The 20,984-nt window shown below is 32.6% G+C and carries 16 protein-coding genes; 10 read left to right on the plus strand and 6 right to left on the minus strand.

Annotated elements, in window-relative coordinates; translation table 11 throughout:
- Positions 1–284: 284 nt before the first annotated feature.
- Together CLOPA_RS04195 and CLOPA_RS04200 are read left to right on the plus strand one after the other, a co-directional pair.
- Positions 285–1,439, plus strand: coding sequence for an ABC transporter permease (locus tag CLOPA_RS04195; RefSeq protein WP_015614230.1), 1,155 nt, complete (start codon positions 285–287; stop codon positions 1,437–1,439).
- Positions 1,432–2,106, plus strand: a complete 675-nt coding sequence (locus CLOPA_RS04200; RefSeq protein WP_015614231.1) for an ABC transporter ATP-binding protein — start codon at positions 1,432–1,434, stop codon at positions 2,104–2,106. Before CLOPA_RS04195 ends, CLOPA_RS04200 begins: the two co-directional genes overlap by 8 nt.
- Positions 2,107–2,297: 191 nt before the next feature.
- On the opposite strand, the gene CLOPA_RS04205 is transcribed toward CLOPA_RS04200, so the two are convergent.
- Together CLOPA_RS04205 and CLOPA_RS04210 are read right to left on the minus strand one after the other, a co-directional pair.
- Positions 2,298–2,891: a hypothetical protein gene (locus CLOPA_RS04205; protein ID WP_015614232.1), complete on the minus strand. Its 594-nt coding sequence runs from the start codon at positions 2,889–2,891 to the stop codon at positions 2,298–2,300.
- 244 nt (positions 2,892–3,135) lie between these two features.
- Positions 3,136–3,609, minus strand: a complete 474-nt coding sequence (locus CLOPA_RS04210) for a hypothetical protein (RefSeq protein WP_015614233.1) — start codon at positions 3,607–3,609, stop codon at positions 3,136–3,138.
- 518 nt (positions 3,610–4,127) lie between these two features.
- On the opposite strand from CLOPA_RS04210, the gene CLOPA_RS04215 reads away from it, so the two are divergent.
- The 4 genes from CLOPA_RS04215 to CLOPA_RS04230 all read left to right on the plus strand — a co-directional run bounded on the left by CLOPA_RS04215 (position 4,128) and on the right by CLOPA_RS04230 (position 8,222).
- Positions 4,128–4,811: a YveK family protein gene (locus CLOPA_RS04215; RefSeq protein WP_015614234.1), complete on the plus strand. Its 684-nt coding sequence runs from the start codon at positions 4,128–4,130 to the stop codon at positions 4,809–4,811.
- 81 nt (positions 4,812–4,892) lie between these two features.
- Positions 4,893–5,585, plus strand: coding sequence for a CpsD/CapB family tyrosine-protein kinase (locus CLOPA_RS04220; RefSeq protein WP_015614235.1), 693 nt, complete (start codon positions 4,893–4,895; stop codon positions 5,583–5,585).
- The gene (locus CLOPA_RS04225) at positions 5,585–6,355 is read left to right on the plus strand and encodes a tyrosine-protein phosphatase (protein ID WP_015614236.1); all 771 of its coding nucleotides are present in this window, start codon (positions 5,585–5,587) and stop codon (positions 6,353–6,355) included. The genes CLOPA_RS04220 and CLOPA_RS04225 overlap by 1 nt, the downstream gene beginning before the upstream one ends.
- 592 nt (positions 6,356–6,947) lie before the next feature.
- Positions 6,948–8,222 (plus strand): O-antigen ligase family protein, encoded by a 1,275-nt coding sequence (locus CLOPA_RS04230; RefSeq protein ID WP_015614237.1) that lies wholly within the window; start codon positions 6,948–6,950, stop codon positions 8,220–8,222.
- Between the two features lie 79 nt (positions 8,223–8,301).
- On the opposite strand, the gene CLOPA_RS04235 is transcribed toward CLOPA_RS04230, so the two are convergent.
- Positions 8,302–10,305, minus strand: a complete 2,004-nt coding sequence (locus tag CLOPA_RS04235) for an FAD-dependent oxidoreductase (RefSeq protein WP_015614238.1) — start codon at positions 10,303–10,305, stop codon at positions 8,302–8,304.
- 471 nt (positions 10,306–10,776) lie between these two features.
- Here CLOPA_RS04235 and CLOPA_RS04240 point away from each other — a divergent pair, with 471 nt between their 5' ends.
- Positions 10,777–11,688: an Rpn family recombination-promoting nuclease/putative transposase gene (locus CLOPA_RS04240; RefSeq protein WP_015614239.1), complete on the plus strand. Its 912-nt coding sequence runs from the start codon at positions 10,777–10,779 to the stop codon at positions 11,686–11,688.
- Between the two features lie 145 nt (positions 11,689–11,833).
- On the opposite strand, the gene CLOPA_RS04245 is transcribed toward CLOPA_RS04240, so the two are convergent.
- From CLOPA_RS04245 to CLOPA_RS25500, 3 genes are all read right to left on the minus strand, one after another.
- The gene (locus tag CLOPA_RS04245) at positions 11,834–12,418 is read right to left on the minus strand and encodes a sigma-70 family RNA polymerase sigma factor (protein ID WP_015614240.1); all 585 of its coding nucleotides are present in this window, start codon (positions 12,416–12,418) and stop codon (positions 11,834–11,836) included.
- 153 nt (positions 12,419–12,571) lie between these two features.
- Positions 12,572–12,847, minus strand: coding sequence for a helix-turn-helix transcriptional regulator (locus CLOPA_RS04250; RefSeq protein ID WP_015614241.1), 276 nt, complete (start codon positions 12,845–12,847; stop codon positions 12,572–12,574).
- Positions 12,848–13,310: 463 nt separating this feature from the next.
- Positions 13,311–16,544 carry an Ig-like domain-containing protein gene (locus CLOPA_RS25500; RefSeq protein WP_015614242.1) on the minus strand — a complete coding sequence of 1,078 codons (3,234 nt, stop codon included), beginning with the start codon at positions 16,542–16,544 and terminating at the stop codon, positions 13,311–13,313.
- A 377-nt stretch (positions 16,545–16,921) separates the two neighbouring features.
- Here CLOPA_RS25500 and CLOPA_RS04265 point away from each other — a divergent pair, with 377 nt between their 5' ends.
- The 3 genes from CLOPA_RS04265 (at position 16,922) to CLOPA_RS04275 (ending at position 20,951) form a co-directional block, all read left to right on the plus strand.
- A complete protein-coding gene (locus CLOPA_RS04265) occupies positions 16,922–17,791 on the plus strand; it encodes a TetR/AcrR family transcriptional regulator (RefSeq protein WP_015614243.1) in 870 nt (289 codons plus the stop codon).
- Positions 17,792–17,860: 69 nt separating this feature from the next.
- A complete protein-coding gene (locus CLOPA_RS04270; RefSeq protein ID WP_015614244.1) occupies positions 17,861–19,291 on the plus strand; it encodes an MDR family MFS transporter in 1,431 nt (476 codons plus the stop codon).
- Positions 19,292–19,664: 373 nt separating this feature from the next.
- The gene (locus CLOPA_RS04275) at positions 19,665–20,951 is read left to right on the plus strand and encodes a putative DNA modification/repair radical SAM protein (RefSeq protein ID WP_015614245.1); all 1,287 of its coding nucleotides are present in this window, start codon (positions 19,665–19,667) and stop codon (positions 20,949–20,951) included.
- Positions 20,952–20,984: the final 33 nt, after the last annotated feature.

The raw sequence follows: 20,984 nt of genomic DNA on the forward strand, positions 1-20,984 counted from the left end.
TCCTTGCATTTTGTTGCTTTTTTATGAATATGATCAATTACATTCTATGGTTAATTTTGAATTATGCTACAAAAATATTTGGGGCTGCAACGGAAATAGTCTATATGGAAAGATTAAGTAACAGCAAAAAATATACAATTAATTATTATAAAAATGTAAAAAATGATAAAAAACAGGCATATATTAACTAATCTTTTTAAATCTATGTTATAATTATATTAAAATACTTATTAAATTGTAGAAATATGGTGTATCTTTTCATCGATTTTGTGGAGGAACAAATTATGCTAACGTCTTTGAAAATAGCTATAAGGTTTCTGAGAAGCAGCAAAATACAAACTTTTATTATAATTTTTGGTATTGCTATAGGAATATCAGTACAGATTTTTGTAGGTTTACTGAGTCAGGGTCTTGAGAAAAGCCTTTTAAGTAAAGTTATAGGTAGTATGGTTCATATCAGTGTAACTTCAAATAAAGATGGTATAGAGTCATGGCAGACTATAGAAAATGAAATAAAAAAGATAAGTAATGAGATAACTACAGTGGCCCCGGGAGTTCAGTATAATGCTCTTATAGAGCTTGGTAGAAAAAAAGAAAATATACAAGTAAGAGGTTTTTTTCCTAAGGATGCTGATGAGTTATATAACATGAAAGATAAAGTTTATGAAGGAAAGATGATTGATAAAGATGGAGAAGCTCTTATTGGTAAAGATTTAAAGGATAAATTGAGGATAAATATAGGGGACAAAATAAATATAGTAAATTTTGATGGAAAAAAGACGCAGCTTACTGTAGTGGGGTTTTATGATTTAGGGGCAGTTAAAATAAACAGTGCTTGGATTATAACTAATTTAAAAACTGCACAAGATTTATCTGAACTTGGAGATGAAATTACCTTTATGGAGATTTCTGTTAAAGATCCTTATAATGCAGATGTTATTCAAAATAAAATGCAAAGTTTCTTTAAGGATAAAGATTTAAATATTAAAAATTGGAAAGAAGAAAATGAACTTATAGCAAGTGCAATAATTGGGCAGAGAATATGTTCTATTATAATTCAGTTCTTTGTACTTCTTGCTGCTGCTTTAAGCATAATAAGCATACTTAATATAAGTGTAGTACAAAAATATAAACAAATTGGTATTCTTAAGGCTATGGGAATAAAGGATGATTCTGCAGCTCTTGTATTTATATTACAAGCCTTTATCCTGGGAGTAATAGGAACTGCTGTTGGTATTTTTTTCACGCTGCTGTATATAAAAGGATTTAATAAGTACATAATTACTTCTGATGGAAAGCCTATTGTAGATATAATTATAAGTATTAGATTTATTGGTGTCTCTTCTTTAATTGCCGTGGCGTCATCTACTTTAGCGGCAATCCTCCCAGCTTTAAAGTCCTTTAAATTAAATCCAGTGGAGGTAATAAAGAATGGGTAATATTATAGAACTTAAAGATATAAATAAAGTACAGGGCAAAAGGATTAAAACTAAGATTCTGCATAATGTTAATTTATCTATTGAGGAAGGATCCTTTAATTCAATTGTAGGGGCTTCAGGCAGTGGTAAAAGTACTCTCTTAAATATAATGGGAACATTAGACAAACCTACTACTGGACAAGTTTATATTGAGAATAAAAGAATTGATAAAATGAGTAGAAGGGCTTTGGCAGCTCTTAGAAATAGAAAGATAGGTTTTATCTTTCAGTTTCATTATCTTTTGCCAGAGTTTAATACCATGGAGAATGTCATTATGCCCCGTGCAATAAACAGACTTTTTTATGGAAGACAAACTCGTGAAAGGGCAGAGATGCTTTTGGATTTAGTTGGACTTTCTTCAGTTAAAGAGAATAAAGTTTATGATTTATCTGGGGGACAGCAGCAAAGAGTTGCCATTGCAAGGGCCCTTATGAATAATACTAAAATAATACTTGCAGATGAACCTACAGGTAATTTGGATTCTAATTCAGCAGAGAATATATATAATGTATTTAGGGATATAAATAAGAACTTTAAGACAACTTTTGTTATAATAACTCATGACGAGAGAATAGCTAAAAAAGCAGATAGAAGAATTAATATAAAAGACGGAGTAGTTACAGGGTGATAGGCAGTGAAAGAAAGGAATTCCATTGGGAATTCCTTTCCTATTTTTGCTGGGAGTTTTATTACTTGAGGTTGAATAAGTAAAAACTCTCTTTAAAATCTAGTTATTAAGTATTACTTCTGCTAAGTATTATATGTTAATCATTTTTATAGTCGTGGAATTAGAGGTTAGTCATTTTCATTGCTGTGATTTTATTTGCCATGGTTTTGCTTGTCTTTATCTTGTTTGTCTTTATTTTGCTTGTCCTTATTTTGCTTGTCATTAATTTTTTTACTAGATACTATAACGTCTATTACAGAACCAGTTGTACTGTCTTTAACTACATATGAGCCATCAGCACTTCTTGTAACTGTTAATCCTAGTGCAGCAGCAGCATGTCTAACATCGTTTCTGATTACAGTTTTATCAGCTTCACTTAATTTTTGGTAATCAGCTACAGTTGTAACACCTGGATACTTAGAACGAACATCGGTAATGTCACTTATAACAGTTTGTAAGTCGCTTGCTGATAATGACGGATGATGTGCTAAATATTTAGCAGCTACAGAAACGAATGCATCAAATTTTGAATGAGTCAATGCAGTTATAACATCATTTCTTTTTGTAAAAAGAACAGAAATGGTCTTACTAGCATTAGTTAATTCAACGAAGGTAGTAACGGCTTTACTAACAATACCTAAATCAGCGGCAGTAGCATTTTTTGGTGCAGCAAAAGCAGTAATGCCTGTACCAAGAGTTAGTGACGCAGCTACAAAAAGGCTGATAAGTTTTTTTCTTAGTTTCATTAAATTCACTTCCTTACAAATAATATGAATAATTTAATTTAACATATGGGAAGAAAGGAATTCTAATTGGAATTCCTTTCCTATTTGTGCTTGGGAGCTTTATTACTTAAGGTTGTACTATTTATAACCATAAGCAAAAAACTCCCTTTAAAATCTAGTCGTTAAGTATTAGTTGCTAGTCACTTTGATGGTCGGAGTAGTATATGTCAGTTATTTTTGTTGTTGGGATCTTTTTTTATTGTCGTTATTTTGTTATTGTGTCTATTACAGAACCAGTGGAACTGTCTGTAACTACGTATGAGCCATCAGCACTTCTTGTAACTGTTAATCCAACTGCTGCAGCAGCATCACTAACATCGTTTCTGATTACAGTTTTATCAGCTTCACTTAAGCTTTTGTAATCAGCTACACTAGTAACACTTGGATACTTAGAATGAACATCTTTAATGTCATTTATAACAGTTTGTAAACTGTCTGCTGATAATGACTTATTATGTGCTAAATAAGTAGCAGCAAAATGAACATATGCTTGAAAATCTGCATGAGTTAATGTAGTAATAACATCACTTCCTTTTGTAACAAAGGCAGTAACAGTTTTACTAGCATTATTTACTTTAGTACCAACAACACTATTTGGCGCAGCAAAAGCAGTAACGCTTGTACCAACAATTAATGATGCAGCTACTAAAAGGCCGATAAGTTTTTTTCTTAGTTTCATTAAATTCACCTCCTTTCAAAGAAACGTGGGGAATTTACACAGATTTAACAAAATAAAAATATTTTTTTAATTATTTCTATAATCTAGTTTAACATCTAATTAAACATGATGCAATATAAACTTTGGTATAATGTGGATTTTTTTAGATAATTTTAGGCGAGAATGATGATTTTAGCAGGTTACCATGAAGTTGATTTCTTGAGGATATTTTATAAATAAATTTAACTTTTATAATGTATATGATGAAATATTAATTTATCTTGGTAGTTATAGAACATTTTCCAAGTAAGGAATATGGTGTCAGTCACTGCTATAAAAACATATTGGAAAGTATCATAAAATACTATATAATAAAAGATACGCAATTATGTCAATAAAAGCAAAATAAAAACATATTTGGTATAATAAGAGTGTATTAAATACAGTTCAAACAATTGGTAAATAAAAATTATAGAAAATTAGTAAAAAAAATTGTATAATTTATAATATACAATTTATGAAAAATCGGAGGTTAATTTATGAATGACGAAAATACTATAGACTTAAGTCAATTTGTTTATGTATTAAACAAGAGAAAGTACATAATAATTGCAATTACTTTAGTGGCAGTTATTATAGCAGGAATATTCAGTTATTTTGTAGCGTCTCCAGTATATCAATCACAGGTTACTACAATAGTGGGAAAGAAAAATGATACTGGCAATTCAACTGTTCAATACAATGATGTTATGATGTATCAAAATTTAACAAAGACCTATGCTTCTATTGCCACTTCACAGTTAATTCAAGGAAAGGCAGCAGAAAAGCTTGGTAATGGTATGACTGCTGATAAATTAAGCAAGCTAATTACGGTTACTCCTGAAACTGGTACTCAGATATTGGATATAACTGCTCAGGGTGGCACAGCTAAGGAAGCTTTAGATAGAGTTACAGCTGTTTCAGAAGCCTTTGTAGAGAATTCACCAAGTGTATACAATGCCGGTGAAGTAAAGATTATGGATAAGGGTGAACTTTCAAAGAGCCCTGTTAAACCTAATAAGAAGATGAATATTGCCATTGCATTTTTCTTGGGACTTATGGTTTCTGTGGGTATATCATTTTTATTAGAATATATGGACAGCACATTAAAGACATCTGAAGATGTTAAAAGATATCTTGATTTACCAGTGCTGGGAACTATCCCTATGCATGAGGATATGTAAGATAAGCTTAAAAAGTCAATAAATTATGAAAATATTGATTTAATGTTAAAAATGATATGACAATTACGAGGGGGAAAAGTAATGTTAATAGTTAAGGATAATCCTAAGTCACCTATATCAGAGGCATACAGAACACTTAGAACTAATATACAGTTTTCAAGTTTTGATAATAAATTGGATACGATTTTGGTTACCAGCTCAGGGCCTAATGAAGGAAAGACAGTTACTTCTTCTAATTTAGCCCTTTCTATGGCTGAGATTGGTAAAAAGGTTCTTTTAATAGATTGTGATCTTAGAAAACCTTCAATACATAAAAAATTTAATCTTTCTAACAATAAGGGGCTTTCAAATCTTCTAATTGGTCAGCTTAAATTTGATGAAGTAGCTCAAAAATATAATGATAATATGTGTATTTTAACTTCAGGAACAGTACCACCTAATCCTTCAGAGATGCTTGGATCAAAAAAGATGGGGCAATTCTTAGATGAAGCAAAGAAAATTTTTGATTTTATAATATTAGATACACCTCCAGTGGTAGCTGTCACAGATGCTCAACTTCTTTCTACTATGGTAGGGGGGGTACTTTTAGTAGTTGCCGCAGGACAAGCTGAAATATCAGCAGTTGAGAAAGCTAAGGAATTATTAAATAATGTTAAAGCTAATATTGTTGGGGTTGTACTCAATAAGTCAGAAGTTACTGGTGGCAAGAAATACGGTTATTATTACTATTACTATGGAGAAGGAAAAAGTAAAAAGGGAAAGAAGGAAGAATAATGATAGACATCCATTGTCATGTACTGCCGGGTATTGACGATGGTTCTGAGGATTTAGATATGAGCCTTGAAATGCTTGGCATTGCAGAAGAAAATAATACTACAAAGATTATAGCTACTCCTCACTATTATAGGGGAAGCTATGAAAATGAATTTAAAGATGTGTTGGGTTATGTAGAAAATTTAAATGCTGAGATTAAGTCCAGAGGAATAAATATTGACGTATTTCCCGGGCAAGAAGTTTTTGTAGACAAGTATACCTTAGATGCCTATAAACAGGGAAGTATACATTGCTTAAATGCTTCAAAATATATGCTCATTGAGTTCCCTATGGATATACTTCCTGATGATGCTATAGATATTATTTATGAGTTAAAACTTTTGCGAGTAAGACCTATAGTTGCCCATCCTGAAAGATATCTCTATATTAATGGTAATCTAATGAATATAAATAAGTTTGTAGAAGAAGGTTGTTTATTTCAGCTGAATACCTCTAGTATAATGGGACTCCTTGGAAGCAGAGTAAAGGAAGCAGCTTTTGCTCTTATGGATAATGGTCTTTGTCATTTCATTGCTTCTGATGCTCATTCTACGGGAAAGCGATGTCCAAATCTGGGACTAGTTATGAAAGATATAAGGAAAGAATACAGAGAGGTTTATGACTCTGTTCAAAGGAATGCACAGTGCATTTTAAAAAATGAAGAAATAGATGTTACAATAAAAAAGATAGAAAAGAAGAAGGGGTTGTTTTCTTTCTTTTTTAAGAAATAGTGTAAAAGGCTATATTTTTAGAAAGTTATTTCTAAAAATATAGCCTTTTTTATATTAGAAGTAAAGTGTTGCTCACTATGTGGAAGGATGCTATAAGAAAAATTTTTACATGATATAAATCTTTTTAAACTCATAAAACCAGTGTAACTCATTATTAAATAGAGAGTTATAAAGGAAAATGTTTATACCGGTAAAATACTATCTATCGAATTTGCTGTATTTTATGAATTTTGTATTAAAGTTATTTATGAGAAGAAGTTAAGCTAATAGCAAGCATAAATTAGTAAGTTCGGGCAAGCCCTCACTATAGGGGCAGTCCCTCATGAAAAAATGAAAATAAAGTTGGCAAACAGAGCAGAATTTTGAACTGCTTTATTTAGGTTGTTAACACTTTTTTAATTTAGTTATTGTTTAAGAAAACCAATTTATATTATATAATGAATATTATGTTATAAGTATTATGAGAAGTGAATATATGCGGTTACAAATGATTAAGAGATCAGCAGTTAAAAGCAAAACTGCTAAATTCTTGCATAAAAAACATTGTAATATTGTAAATAAGCTATAATGAACATTGGAAGGATGTGAGTAAATGAAAGAAAATACAAATGCTATGACTAGTGGTAAAATATCTGACCATAATATTCAAAAATATATTTTTAATTTCTATGCTATTTTCATAATGGCATTTATACCACTGTTTATTACCCCTTGGAGAACAGATATTTTTAATGATTACAGGATAATTGCTGTGGTTGTGGTTAGTGCAATAGTATTTATTATTACTTTTTATTACAGAAAACAATATGAAATTAAACTTTTGGACAAACTATTATTCATATATGCAGTAATACTTATACTTTCAACTATATTTTCTAAGGAAATGAATTTGAGTTTGTTTGGATTACCTAGATGTAGAGAAGGTATATTTTCTCTTTTGACTTATTTAATAATCTTCACTATATTTTATAAAAACTTTCACTTCTCTAAAAAAAGCCTTAATGTAATCTTGATCAGTGCTTCAATAATTGCTATATATGGTATTTTACAGTATTTTAAAATCGATCCTATACTCAACATAGTCAACAATGAATTCAGAGGTCAGCCTACCTCTACTATAGGTCAGCGAAATTTCGTGGGAACTTATTGTACACTTTTTATTCCTATATTTATTGGATTGTTTATACATAGTGGTAAAATAAAATATTTTATTGTAACTGCCCTTGTGATCGGACTGATGTTTAGTTCCACCACCAGAAGTGCATGGATTGCAGCCATTTTTTACTCTGTAATCTTCGCTATTTATTGCCTCATTAATATAAATAGTAATAAGAAGCTTATTATGAGATTAGTACTGGTGTTCATTGCTGCTGCATTAATTTTTAACTTTATGAATCATGACTTTAAAAGTAAGAATAAAGATGATGCCCTCACAAATAGAGTGAAAACTGTTTATACAGATGCAAAGAATATTGATAATAATGATTCAGGTTCCAGTAGAATATTTATATGGAAGAAGGCCATTCCTTTTTTATTTAAAAATCCTATACTGGGTTCTGGCCCGGATACTTATAATCTGGTGTTAAATGATGCTGAGTCCAAAAAAAGAGCTCTATATTTTAAAGCTCATAATGAATATCTGCAAATACTCATAACGGAAGGCTATCCAGCTTTAGCAGTATATATTTCTATTGTATTGATTATCCTTTTTAGACTTTTTAAAAGGCGCAAAAAGGGAATACACATATGGATTTTATTTGGCTGTATAACAGGTTATTTAATACAGGCATTTTTCAATATAAGCTTTATATCTACTGCAGTGATATATTGGGCTATACTTGGTATTGCTGCCAAGTACAGTGATTGAATTTAAATTTTTTCAATTTACCCCAGGGGTGTACTATTTCCAAATATTGAAAATAGTATACCCCTGGGGTATTATTTTATTAGCAGTTAAGTCCAATTTCGTTGGCACTCCAAATTGCATCCATTATATTTGCAGTTTCATAGGCATCGCCAATGAGATACAAATCAGTGATTTTACCATGAAGTTTATTATATAATTTTCTATCAGATTTAAATCCAACAGAAATTATAATAGTATCAGTCTCTACACTTTGTTTTTTAAACTTATTGCTGATTAATACTGCACCTTCATCAGTTACTTCAAGTAAAGAATTACCTGTTATAGTATTTATATTGTGGCTTTTAAGAAGATCAATAAGCATAATCTTGTTCATATGAGGAATTGGCTTGCCAGAATCTAATATATTATTTTTTGACTCAACAATTGTAACTTTTTTACCTTGATTTGCAAGATAGAGAGCAGTTTCACAGCCAACAAGTCCGCCTCCAATGATAAGTACATTTTTCCCGGCTTTCTTTTTAGTATTTAGAATTTCCACCGCTGTTAAAACTTTATCTTTTTCTATTCCAGGTAGATCTAACTTAATTTCCTTTGAACCTGTTGCAATAATTACAACCTCCGGATTTTCATTTTTTACAAATTGTTCTGTTACTTTTGTATTAAAAACAACTTCAATTCCAGATTCTTTTATTTCGTTTCTATACCAGTTAAGTAATCTTCTATCATCAACTTTGAAATCAGGTACTGAACCTGGAATAACCACTCCTCCAAGTTCATTTGTGCTCTCATAGAGTGTAACTTTATGGCCTCTTTTTTTAGCAGTTATGGCTGCTTCCATTCCTGCAAGTCCACCACCTACTACCATTACATCTTTTGGTTTTAGTACGGGCTCTATTTTATAATATCTTTCTCTGCCGGCAGCTGGATTTACTGCACAGCTTAAAGGTTTTCCTTCAAAGCCTCTGCCAAGGCAGCCAGCATGGCATCCGATGCAGGGACGAATTTTTTCAGGATGATTTGAGAGAACCTTTTTAGGCCAGTATGGATCTGAAAGAAGTGGTCTTGCAAGCCCAATCATATCAGCGGCATCATCTTCTAGAGCTTTTTCAGCTTCAGTAGGGGCACCAAGTTTTCCTGCAACTATAACAGGGATTTTTACAACTTTTTTCAATTCTTTGGTATATGGAAGATAGAGACCATCTTTTTGGTAAAGAGGCGGATGTGACCAATACCATGCATCATAGGTTCCTACATCTGTGTTTAGTTCGTCATATCCTGCAGCTTCCAAAATTTTTGCAGCTTCCAGGCCTTCCTCTAAATCACGTCCTTTTTCCACAAAATCTTCATCTGGAAGTCCTCCCTGTCTCCAATCCTTTATACAGCTTTTAACACTATATCTTAAACCAACGGGAAATTTATCTCCCAATCGGCCTTTTATTCCTTGGACTATTTCTATAGGTAACTGAAGTCTTCCTCTTAAATCTCCTCCGTATTTATCTGTTCGCTTATTGAATATGGAAAGGGTAAACTGATCAAGTAAATAGCCTTCATGTACGGCGTGTATTTCAACACCATCAAAACCCGCTTTTTGTGCGATTTCAGCAGACTGAATAAATTTTGTAACTATCCATTCTACTTCTGAGGTTGTAAGCTCTCTGCAGGTAACAGTTGGGTTCCAATAATTTGGGATATTTGAAGCAGAAACAGGCTGGGAAGTCAAAAGTGTTCCAGGAGCACCACTCCTTCCAAAACCCATTGTAAGTTGTAAAAATATTTTTGTACCATAAGCATGAACTCTTTCAGTCATCTCTGCGGAGGTCATTAAGAATCTTCCTGGATTGATGGATATCATTGGAATTACACCGGGTACAGCTTTATCAAGTTCATTTTCAACTTTAGTAATGCTTGTTATGATAAGGCCTGTACCACCTTTAGCTCTTTCAACATAATAGTCTATAGCTCTCTGATTATAACAACCTTCATTGTCTATAAGTCCGAAAGCTCCCATAGGTGCCATTGATATTTTGTTTTTTACTTCCACATTACCTATTTTTATAGGTTCAAACAAAGATTTATTTCCCACAATATTTCACCTCTCTGCATAAATTTTTACAACTTAATTATAACACTTTAAATATGTTTTGGTATCGTTTACTTGAAATTGTTTGGATTTTAGTAAAAAAACCACAACGTGGATAGTGCCTTATGAAAAAACTACGATTTAAATAGGTTTTTACAATACTAGTTGTCATAAAACAAATATAGAGGATTAAAGAATTCCGCACATTAGGTTAAATCCTCCTATTGCATAGCAGAAATTGTTTACTTTGTTTCAAATTTCTGCCATGGTGACTGAGAGTCATGAAAAAATGGGAATAAAGCTGATAAATAGAACAGTTCAATGTGCTCTGTTTTTTTATGGGCTAAACATTAATTTGATGTAGTTATTATAGATAGTGTAGAATAAGACTTAATTTTCTGATAAAATAAAAGTATGAAGATGTAAAGATAATGTATTTTAATATTTAGTGGCAAATATAGAGGATGTGATACAGTGGCTGGAAAAAAGAAAAAAATACTAGATGATAATTTCATAATGTCACCTAAATATGATTTCGTTTTCAAGTATATATTTGGTAATGAGAAACATAAAGACTTATCAATAGCATTGCTCAGTGACATATTGACTGTTCCAGAAGAAGAATTTGAAGGCATAGAAATAATAAATAGTGAACTTATAAAGGAATTCAAGGAAGACAAAAAAGGAATTCTTGATGTAAGGATAAAAACTAAGTTAGGCAAACAGATAGATGTAGAAATACAAATACTGCCAACAGAGTACATGGCAGAAAGAACTATATTCTATTGGAGTAAGATGTATACAGGTCAGATCAAGCCAGGAGATACCTACGATAAGCTAAAGAAATGTGTAACAATAAATATAGTAGACTTCAAGTGTACACCATTAAATAAGCTGTATTCCAGTTATCATATAACAGAGGATGAAACAGGATATAGATTAACCGATATACTGGAAGTGTATTTTTTAGAATTACCAAAACGTTTTGATAAAGATGTGGAGATGGATGAGGATGACCCTATAGTCCAATGGATGGAATTCCTGGATGCAAGAACGAAAGGAGAGGTAGAGATGTTAGCCAAAAAGAATAAGGATATAAAAAAGGCCTATGATTTATTGCAGATAATAAGTAAAGATGAAAAAGCTAGAATGTTATACGAAGCTCAGCAAGCTGAAATAAGTGATCAACTGACTAGAATAAAATCTGCTGAAGCTAAAGGAAGGGCTGAAGGAGAAGCTAAAGGAGAAGCTAAAGGAGAAGCTAAAGGAAAAGAAGAAGCAGCTATAAATTTTCTGAAGCTTGGAGTAGATGAAGAAATAATAGCAAAGGGTACAGGATTAAGTATAGAAAAGATATTGGAACTTAAGAAGAAGTATGAAAATTAGTACTAAATATTAGCAAGGAAATGACTTCTAGTCATCTTCTAACAAGTGGTTCCTAAAGGGTCTCACTAGTATTTAAAAGCACTCCTGGGGTGTAAAAATTTCCAAAAATTGAAAATGAAAATATTACACCCCAGGGGTGAATTGACTATTTCCTGTTAGCAGCCTGCCTTAGCTTATGAAGAGCTTTTTTCTTTATTTCAACTGCTTGTCTATAACTAATTTTCAAGGTGGCAGCCACTTCTGTAAGCGGTCTATGCTGAAGATATACTCCAATAATTATATTTTTTTCTTCATCAGGGAGCTTATTTAAAGCTTCCATAATGCGTTTTGTCTCATCGTAGGCAATAACTTCATCTTCTAGGGTGAAGTCATAAACCTGTAAACTCAGAATTGCCTCGTTTTGAATTTCTCTAAAGTGTTTTATATGACCTTTTAAAAGAGCTTTATAATTATTTATAATTGCATTAGTGCAATAGGTAGTGAAGTTGTTGCTTCCCAGTTTGTAAAGATATACAGCTTTTATTATGGAGAGAAAGCCGTGCTGGATAAGGTCATCAAAATCATGAGAAGGTACTATGTATTTTCCAGCATGCTTTATTATAAAATAGTTGAACTTATTTAGGATTATCTCCATAGATTCACTATTTCCATCCCTAGCACTTTTAACTAGTGCCTCCATATCAGCTTTGGTAAGTTTTGATGTATCTGTATTTTTAATAGATTGTTCCATGATTAACACCCCTTATAATATTATATTTAATTTAATATATTGGTGATTACAGCAATACCTATAGGCTCCTTGCACACACTGCATTTGCTAATAAAAAAATATTCCTATTAGCTTTTATAAAAATATATTTATGAATTTTGTACAGAAAGATAATTACGTAAGTGAAAAACATATGACCATGATAAATAAACTTTTTTTGGGAATGTCTATAAATAAGTCTTCCACTCTCACTCCAAAGGCTTTTGCTATGTTCTTTTGAGATTCTTTCCTTGGGGTGTGCACTCCATTTTCCCACATTCCATATAGTTTAATGTCTGTCATACATCTCTCAGCAGCCTCTTTTTTAGTCCATTTGTTAAGGTCTCTTAAAAATTTCATCCAATTATTCCATTTGTAATTTAGTGTTTTTTCTTTAAATATTTTATACATATGTATACACCCTTTCATCTGTTTTTTTATTGAATTTACAAGCAATATTATTTTCATTGATGTAACTATAATATTTTATGGTATATATTGGCAATATCCTATTTGTTGGGAAAAAGTCAGATTTTATTGACTATTTTTAATTTTCTCATCATATCGCTTATTTCCTTTTATTTATATATAAAATACCATTTTTTGAGGTGTTTTACATGGGCGTTCTTATACTAGTTGTAAATGGATTTTGTGGATATTTTTATAGATAGAATCAATGCTATAAGGATTTTTAAAAAAGTTTATACTTATAGAATTAAGTAGAAAATATAATTAAATTTAACATATACAATAAATACCAAATGTTAATTTTAGATTAGATTTGTAATTAAATAGTATATTTTGTCTAAATTCAGTAAAAAAAAATTTGCACCCCAGGGGTGCAAATTTTAGAAATTATGCATTTTCAATTTTCTTATCTCCACAAATTATCACTTAGGCCATAATTTGAATCAAGGTTAAGATCAATTGTATGAACAGTTCCTTGTCCGTTAATTATAGCCATTTTTCTGGCCAGAATATCACTGGAATTAGTAGTTGAAGTACTTGCTATGGCGTTTGCAATAACCTTAAGAAGGTCTTTTTCACTCATATTAGGATTTGTAACATAAGTACTAGATATAATCTCCTGAGCAGCTGTGGATATACTGCCATTCTGGTTGACAATATCAAAGGCAAGGGCAAAGCCTCTTACTGTATTTAGCTTATATTTATCGCATATAAGCATTGCCTGATGTACTGTATATACCTGCGCATCTTTTTCAATACCTATGAAATCCTGATTATTAGTTAAATTTACAAGCTGTGAATACCAGGAGTTCGTAATATTATTTGAGGAATCATTAATGCTCTTAGCCCAGTTAAGTTGATTAGCCGGAGTGTCCTGCAGCATGTTGTGGATGGAATCATAATTAGTTCCAAAAATACTTTTCATCTCACTGTTGTATTGACTATCCATTCTGTTAAGAAGAGGCTGAAGAGTATTCTGACCTATGCACCACTGAAGATATCCAAGAGATAAACCTTCACCATCAAAATTTCCTACAATCTGATCGGAGGTTCCAACTTCGAATTGCTTGGTTATATTTGAGGCAATATTAACTACATTATTTGGAGGAGAAGTATAGTGTTGTATATAGGCATCAGATACATAGGCAGTGCTATTATTATAAATAATTTTATCCCATGTAATATTATCAGCACTATCAGTTACGCTGTCTAAGATGTCAATACTCTGATAGTCATATAGGACTCCTACAATGTTGTTGGCATCTAAGCTTGGGGCTGATCTTACATTAAGGTAAGCATTGTTTACATAGCCTTTTTTGTTATTAACGGTAACAGTACAATTTGCAGTTTTGCTTCCATCCACAGTTGTCGCTGTAATTGTAGCAGTACCTGCGGCTACAGCAGTTATTTTTCCAGTAGCATCTACTGTTGCTACAGCACTATTTGAAGATGCCCATGTTACATCTTTATTTGTAGCATTTGTTGGTACTGTAGTGGCTGTAAGGGTATCAGTATCACCCACTGTTAAATTCTCTATGGATTTATTTAGGCTTACTGATGTTACAGGGATCAGCGATGGATTATTTACTTTTATTGTTTTGCTTGATGATACTGTCTGTCCACTGTTTCCTGTGCTGGATACAGTTATGGTATGAGTACCGGTTTCTAATTTGGTAAGATCTAAAGTATAATTATAACCGCTATTTTTATTATTGTAATCTGGATAAGCGTTGTATACATCTTGCCTTGGAACTCCAGGAGTTATGTTTACAGCTGGCTGAGTATCTACAACTATAGATACCTGTTTTACGCCTGTAATGTCTAGTGCCCAGCCTCCTATATTAACACTGTTTTGATTGTCAAAGCTTTGATTTACCTGAGGAGAATCTATAGTTAGCAGGCTATCTGGTCTTGTAATAGTAATGCTGCTAGCTTGTACAGAACCATCATTGCCCACTGCCTGCACAGTTATTGTGTGTTTTCCGCCTCCAATAGTGGAAGTATCTAGAGTATAGTGATATCCGCTTTTAGTGTCATTATACTGAGGGAACACTTTGGCCACATCTGGTCTTCCATCTCCTATAGCTGCTATACCTGCTTGTTTATCATCCACTAATACATTAACCTGCTTTACTCCGGAAGGATTCAGTGCCCAACCGGTAACATTAGTACTGTTTCCTTTAAGCAGCAAGCCATTTTGAGGAAAATCTATGTCTGTCATAGCAGCTGGTCTGTATATGGTAACATTCTGAGAAGAAGTAGTGCCGTCATTTCCAGTGGCTTTTACTGTTATTTTATGGTTTCCAGCAGTTAATTTACCTGTATCAAGGGTATAGTCGAATCCACTATTGTTTTGGTTGTAGTCTGGAAACACTTTAGCTACATCCAGTCTTGCTGTACCTATATCTGCAGTGCCTACTTTATTATCATCAACAGATATTTCTACCTGTTTTAAGCCTGAAATGTTTAGTGCCCATCCGTTTATTGGCAGAGAATTTAGAGCGTTGGTACCATTTTTTATAGTATCCAGGCACATGATAGGTAGTGGTTTATCAAAATTTATGGTTGAATTGTTTTGCTCCACAGTTCCATCGTTACCAACTGCTTGTACAGTTATGGTATGTTTGCCACCTTCAATAGCAGAAGTATTTAAAGTATAATGGTATCCGCTTGTGCTGTTTTGATATTGAGGGAAAACCTTTGCTACGTCAGATCTTGAGTCTCCAAGGGATGCTGTACCTGCAGGTGTACCATCCACTAGAATATTAACTTGTTTTACTCCAGAAGGATTCAGTGCCCAGCCAGCTACATCTACATTGGTGGCACTTCCACTAATTGAACCTTTTGGAGTGTCTATAGTTGTAATATTTGAAGGCCTGTTTAGTGTGAAATTTTGTATGGCAGAGCTTCCATCATTACCGTTAGACTGTACAGTTATGGTATGAGCTATATGAGATAATTTACTTGTATCTAAAGTATAAGTAAAACCACTTGTTCCGTCATTATAGGCAGGAAAAATATTGGCTACATCCGGTCTTGCTATGCCTAAAGATGCATTTCCCACTTTAGTACCATCTACAAGTATGTCTACACTGGATACCTTTGAGGCATTTAAGGACCAGCCTGCTATGGTAGTTTGATTTAAGGTAGCATCTCCACTGTGAGGAATATCCACACATATTAAAGGTGCAGGCTTATTTACATTTATTTTTACCGAATTTAAATTTGTTGTGCCATCATTACCTATAGCTTGTACTGATAAAGTATGGGATCCTGCTCCAATGGAATTGAAATCTATAGTGTAGGAATAGCCGCTATTAGTATCATTATATTGTGAATAGAATTTATCCACATCTGGTCTTGAACCACCTATATTTGCATTGCCTTTAAATTGTCCATCTACAAGTATTTGAATTTGCTTTACACCAGATTTATTTAATGCCCAGCCACCTACAAATATAGACTTACTATTATTACTGTTGTCTTTTGGGAAGTCTATATCTGTTATTGGTGACAGATTTTCATTAATAGTTGCAGCGTAAACGCTGTTTGTTGTTCCTAATAAATAATCTTTTGACAAAAATAATGTACTTCCAATACTGAAAGCCAAAATTATTGCACATATTTTCTTCCTGTTCATATTATCCCCCTTGCATAAAGTATTAAAATGACATTGAAATGCTTTTAATGGCATTTATATGTATATATTATCATAAATTTCTATAGATTTTGTTACAGAAAGATAAACTTTTTTATGAATACATGAATATATGAATATATAAATATACCCCAGTGGTGTAAATTTTTCCAGAGTTGAATATGTTCGCACCCCTGAGGTAAAAATATTTCCATAAGAGTATAAATCTACACCTTATAGATGTAAATTTTGGAAACTGATCATATGTAAAGTTATAATAACAAATTTACTATTGATTTAATTATGAATAAATTATATAATAGTTTTGGAAACCAATGAGTTTTTAAAAAACCAACTGGTTTTTAGGGGTGAAAATAGATATGGAAAAACGTACGAAGATTCTTTTAGAGGCAAAAAAACTTTTTTCGGAACATGGATATAATAATGTATCAATGCAGTGTATAGCTGAAGCCTGCAGCATATCAAAGGCTTCAATTTATAAATTATTTGAATCCAAAAATGAATTATTGAGAAAGCTGCTGGAATATAATATTCAACAGATGCTCCATGAAGCTTCTACTATTGATTCTAAAGCGAATATGAATGATGAAGAAAAGTTTAAAGCAAAGATTTATTATGAAATTGAATCTTACATAGAAAACAAAGAACTTTCTAAAATGCTTATTTTTACATCATCCTCTGTTGATTGTACAGAGATAAAAAAGCATATAGAATTTGTAAGATTTACAATTATGAACTGGAATAAAAATAATTTACTTGAATACTATGGAGAGGATATTCTAAATATTGTATGGGATTTAACCTTTATACTTATGGGAAGTGTAAATATGCTCGCACAAATCATGATAGATAATAAATCAATAGTTACTACGGAGCAAATTGTTCAGGAAATAAAGAAAAATTTAGATGTACTGGTTAAGGATAAAAAAAACAGGCCTGCTCTATTTGCTGAAGAGAAGGTGAATAGTAAATTTAATTATAGGGAAAATAAAGATATTTTTGAAGAGGATATGATTGAAAAATGTCTATTAGATATTGCAGATGAATTAAATAATCTTCCAGACCGTGATACAAGAAAAAAGGAATCATTAGCTGCTTTAGATCATCTTAGTAAGGAACTTTCCAAAACAACAAAGGCAATTTATTTAGTAGACTCTCTATTAGGATACTTAAATGAAATTGATAACCTTAAACCCATAATCAGCAAACTAAAAGCATTAGGCATATGAAAATAAATAGTAAGTTAAAGACTGACTATTTATTTGAATGTGCCTTATATAGAGAAGGGGAGATTTTCAATGAACAATACAACATCATTAAAGCCAAGTAATCGTAATGCAATTGTCCTTGTATTTATTATTGGGGCCTTTGTGGCAATTTTAAATCAGACTTTGCTTGTTACAGCACTGCCTCATATTATGAGAAGTTTTAATATTACAGCAGATAAAGCTCAATGGCTTACAACAGCTTTTATGCTTGTAAATGGAATATTCATTCCAATAACGGCTTTTCTAATTGAAAGGTATTCAACACGTGCTTTATTCATATTTTCTATGGGTATTTTTAGTGTGGGTACTTTAATAGCCGCTGTATCACCTAATTTTACAATTTTATTAATTGCCCGCATTCTGCAGGCTGTAGGTGCTGGTGCCATGATGCCGCTTATGCAGACTGTATTCATCATTATTTTTCCAAAGGAAAAGCGTGGTGCAGCAATGGGAATGATAGGTCTTGTAATTGCCTTTGCACCAGCCATAGGTCCTACTTTAAGCGGATGGATTGTAGATCGTTTTTCCTGGAATTATTTATTCTATATTATTTTACCTATTGCAGTAATTGATTTGATTGTATCTTTATTTATACTTAAAAATGTTACTGAGCAAAAGGAAAGTAATTTAGATATTCTGTCAGTTATCCTATCTGTTTTGGGATTTGGAGGAATATTATATGGCTTCAGTACCGCCGGTGCAAATGGATGGTCAGATGGATGGGTAATTGCAACACTTGTTGTTGGTATAATTAGTCTGTTATTGTTTGTGTGGAGACAACTGAAAATAAAATCTCCTATACTGGAGTTTCGAGTATTTAAGGATAGAATATTTACTTTAACTACTATACTTGGTACTATTGCATTCTCAATGATGATGGCAATAGAAACCATACTGCCTATATATACACAGAATATGCGTGGTATATCTGCTTTTCATTCTGGATTAATGTTACTCCCAGGTGCTGTTATGATGGCGATTATGTCACCGGTAGCAGGTATAATTTTTGATAAGATAGGAAGTAAATTATTGGCCTTTGTGGGGTTGGGAATTATAACTGTAACAACTTTTCTTTTCTCTTCCCTGAATCTAAATACATCAGTTACATTTATTGTAATTGTGTATGCTGTACGTATGGCTGGAATAGCAATGATATTAATGCCTTTGACAACTGCTGGTCTCAATGCTCTTCCAAACAGGTTAATAGCTCATGGTACTGCTATGAATAATACTTTTCGTCAAGTTGGTGCTTCAATGGGGACCGCAGTATTGATATCCATAATGAGTAATTGGGGCAAGAATGGTAAATATGCAAATCCCCTTGATGCTCAGGTAGCGGGAATGCATACATCATTCATCATAGCCGCTGTTATATCCCTTAGTGCAGTATTCATGGTGTTTTTATTAAAGAGTGATAGAAAGACAATGGAATCTGAAGAAATACTTGAAGAAGCAAATTAAAGTACTCCAACAGTATATAATAAAGATGTTAGCTTATATTGCCTCAAGATAGAAAGTATATTTTATCTTGAGGCGTTTTTTAATATATTTATATAAGATCTTTACAGCTTGGGTTTTTAAAATTTACGGTGTCTTTTTAGCATTTTTTTTTCATTGGAAATATAATTTTTATCCAGAAATATAAAAATATTAAGATTTAAAATGTAATTTTAAATTAGTATATCTTCTTTACAAGAACGTATGTTCTGTGATATTATGGGTATAAATATAATGAGGATTTAAAAAATCAAGTTAAATTTCTCAAAACATATGCTAGCTAATGCAAAAGGAATTATTGCTTAAGAAATTATAGAGGATTATGGAGATGATTTAGGTGGATGTTTTTGATAAGCTGAAAATTCTCACGGATGCAGCAAAATATGACGTAGCATGTACTTCTAGTGGAGTAAATAGGGAGGCTGCTGCTGGGGGGATTGGAAATTCTACAGCCTGTGGTATATGCCATAGCTTTGCGGCGGATGGGAGATGTATTTCCCTTTTAAAGGTATTGATGAGTAATGCCTGTGCCTATGACTGCAAATACTGTGTGAACCGCCGTTCAAATTCAACTCCAAGGGCTTCATTTACGCCACGAGAGCTTGCAGACCTTACTATGAATTTTTATCGTCGTAATTATATCGAAGGTCTTTTTATCAGCTCTGGTGTACTGAAAAATCCTAATTACACCTGTGAAAGAATGATTGAAACCCTGAGTATACTGAGAGAAGAGTACAGATTCTTTGGATATATTCATGCAAAGGCCATTCCTGGAGCGGATAGGGATTTAATCCGGGTTCTTGGGATGCTGGCAGACAGAATGAGTGTTAATATAGAGCTTCCATCACAAAATAGCTTGAAGCTTTTGGCTCCGGACAAGTCAAAACATTCCATTTTAGCGCCTATGGGACATATTCAAAATCTGATACATGAAAACTCTACAGATTTGATAAAATATCAGCATGCACCTAAGTTCGCCCCCGCCGGTCAGAGCACACAGATGATTGTAGGTGCTACACCAGAAACGGATTTTCAAATTTTAAATTTAACAGAAGGACTTTATAAAAAATATAAGCTTAAACGTGTTTTCTTTTCTGCTTACATACCAGTTGCTGAGAATTCTGTGCTGCCAGAGGTGAGCACTAAGCCTCCGCTTTTGAGGGAGCACAGACTTTATCAGGCTGACTGGCTTCTAAGGTTTTATGGCTTTAAGGCTAATGAGATTTTGGATAAGGATCACCAGAGTTTTAATCCTTATATAGACCCAAAATGTAACTGGGCAATAAATCATATGGATACTTTCCCTATGGAGGTAAATCGCGCACACTATATGGATTTAATGAGAGTACCGGGCATTGGGGTAAACAGTGCTAAGCGGATTGTAACTGCTCGTCGTACCTCTAAACTTGATTTTCAACATCTTAAGAGAATGGGAGTTGTACTAAAACGAGCACAGTACTTTATAACCTGCTCTGGTAAAATTGCTGAGGGCTTAAAAATAACGGAGGCTTCAGTATTGAGGTCTTTGATGTCTGAAAAAACACTGGACATGTATAAACAGAATTTAAACCTTGAACAAAAACCAGAGCAGTTATCTTTTTTTGATGAACTTACACTAACTTAGATTGTGCAAATAATTTGAATAAAAAAGGTGATG

It is taken from the genome of Clostridium pasteurianum BC1, assembly GCF_000389635.1.
Taxonomy (GTDB): domain Bacteria; phylum Bacillota; class Clostridia; order Clostridiales; family Clostridiaceae; genus Clostridium_I; species Clostridium_I pasteurianum_A.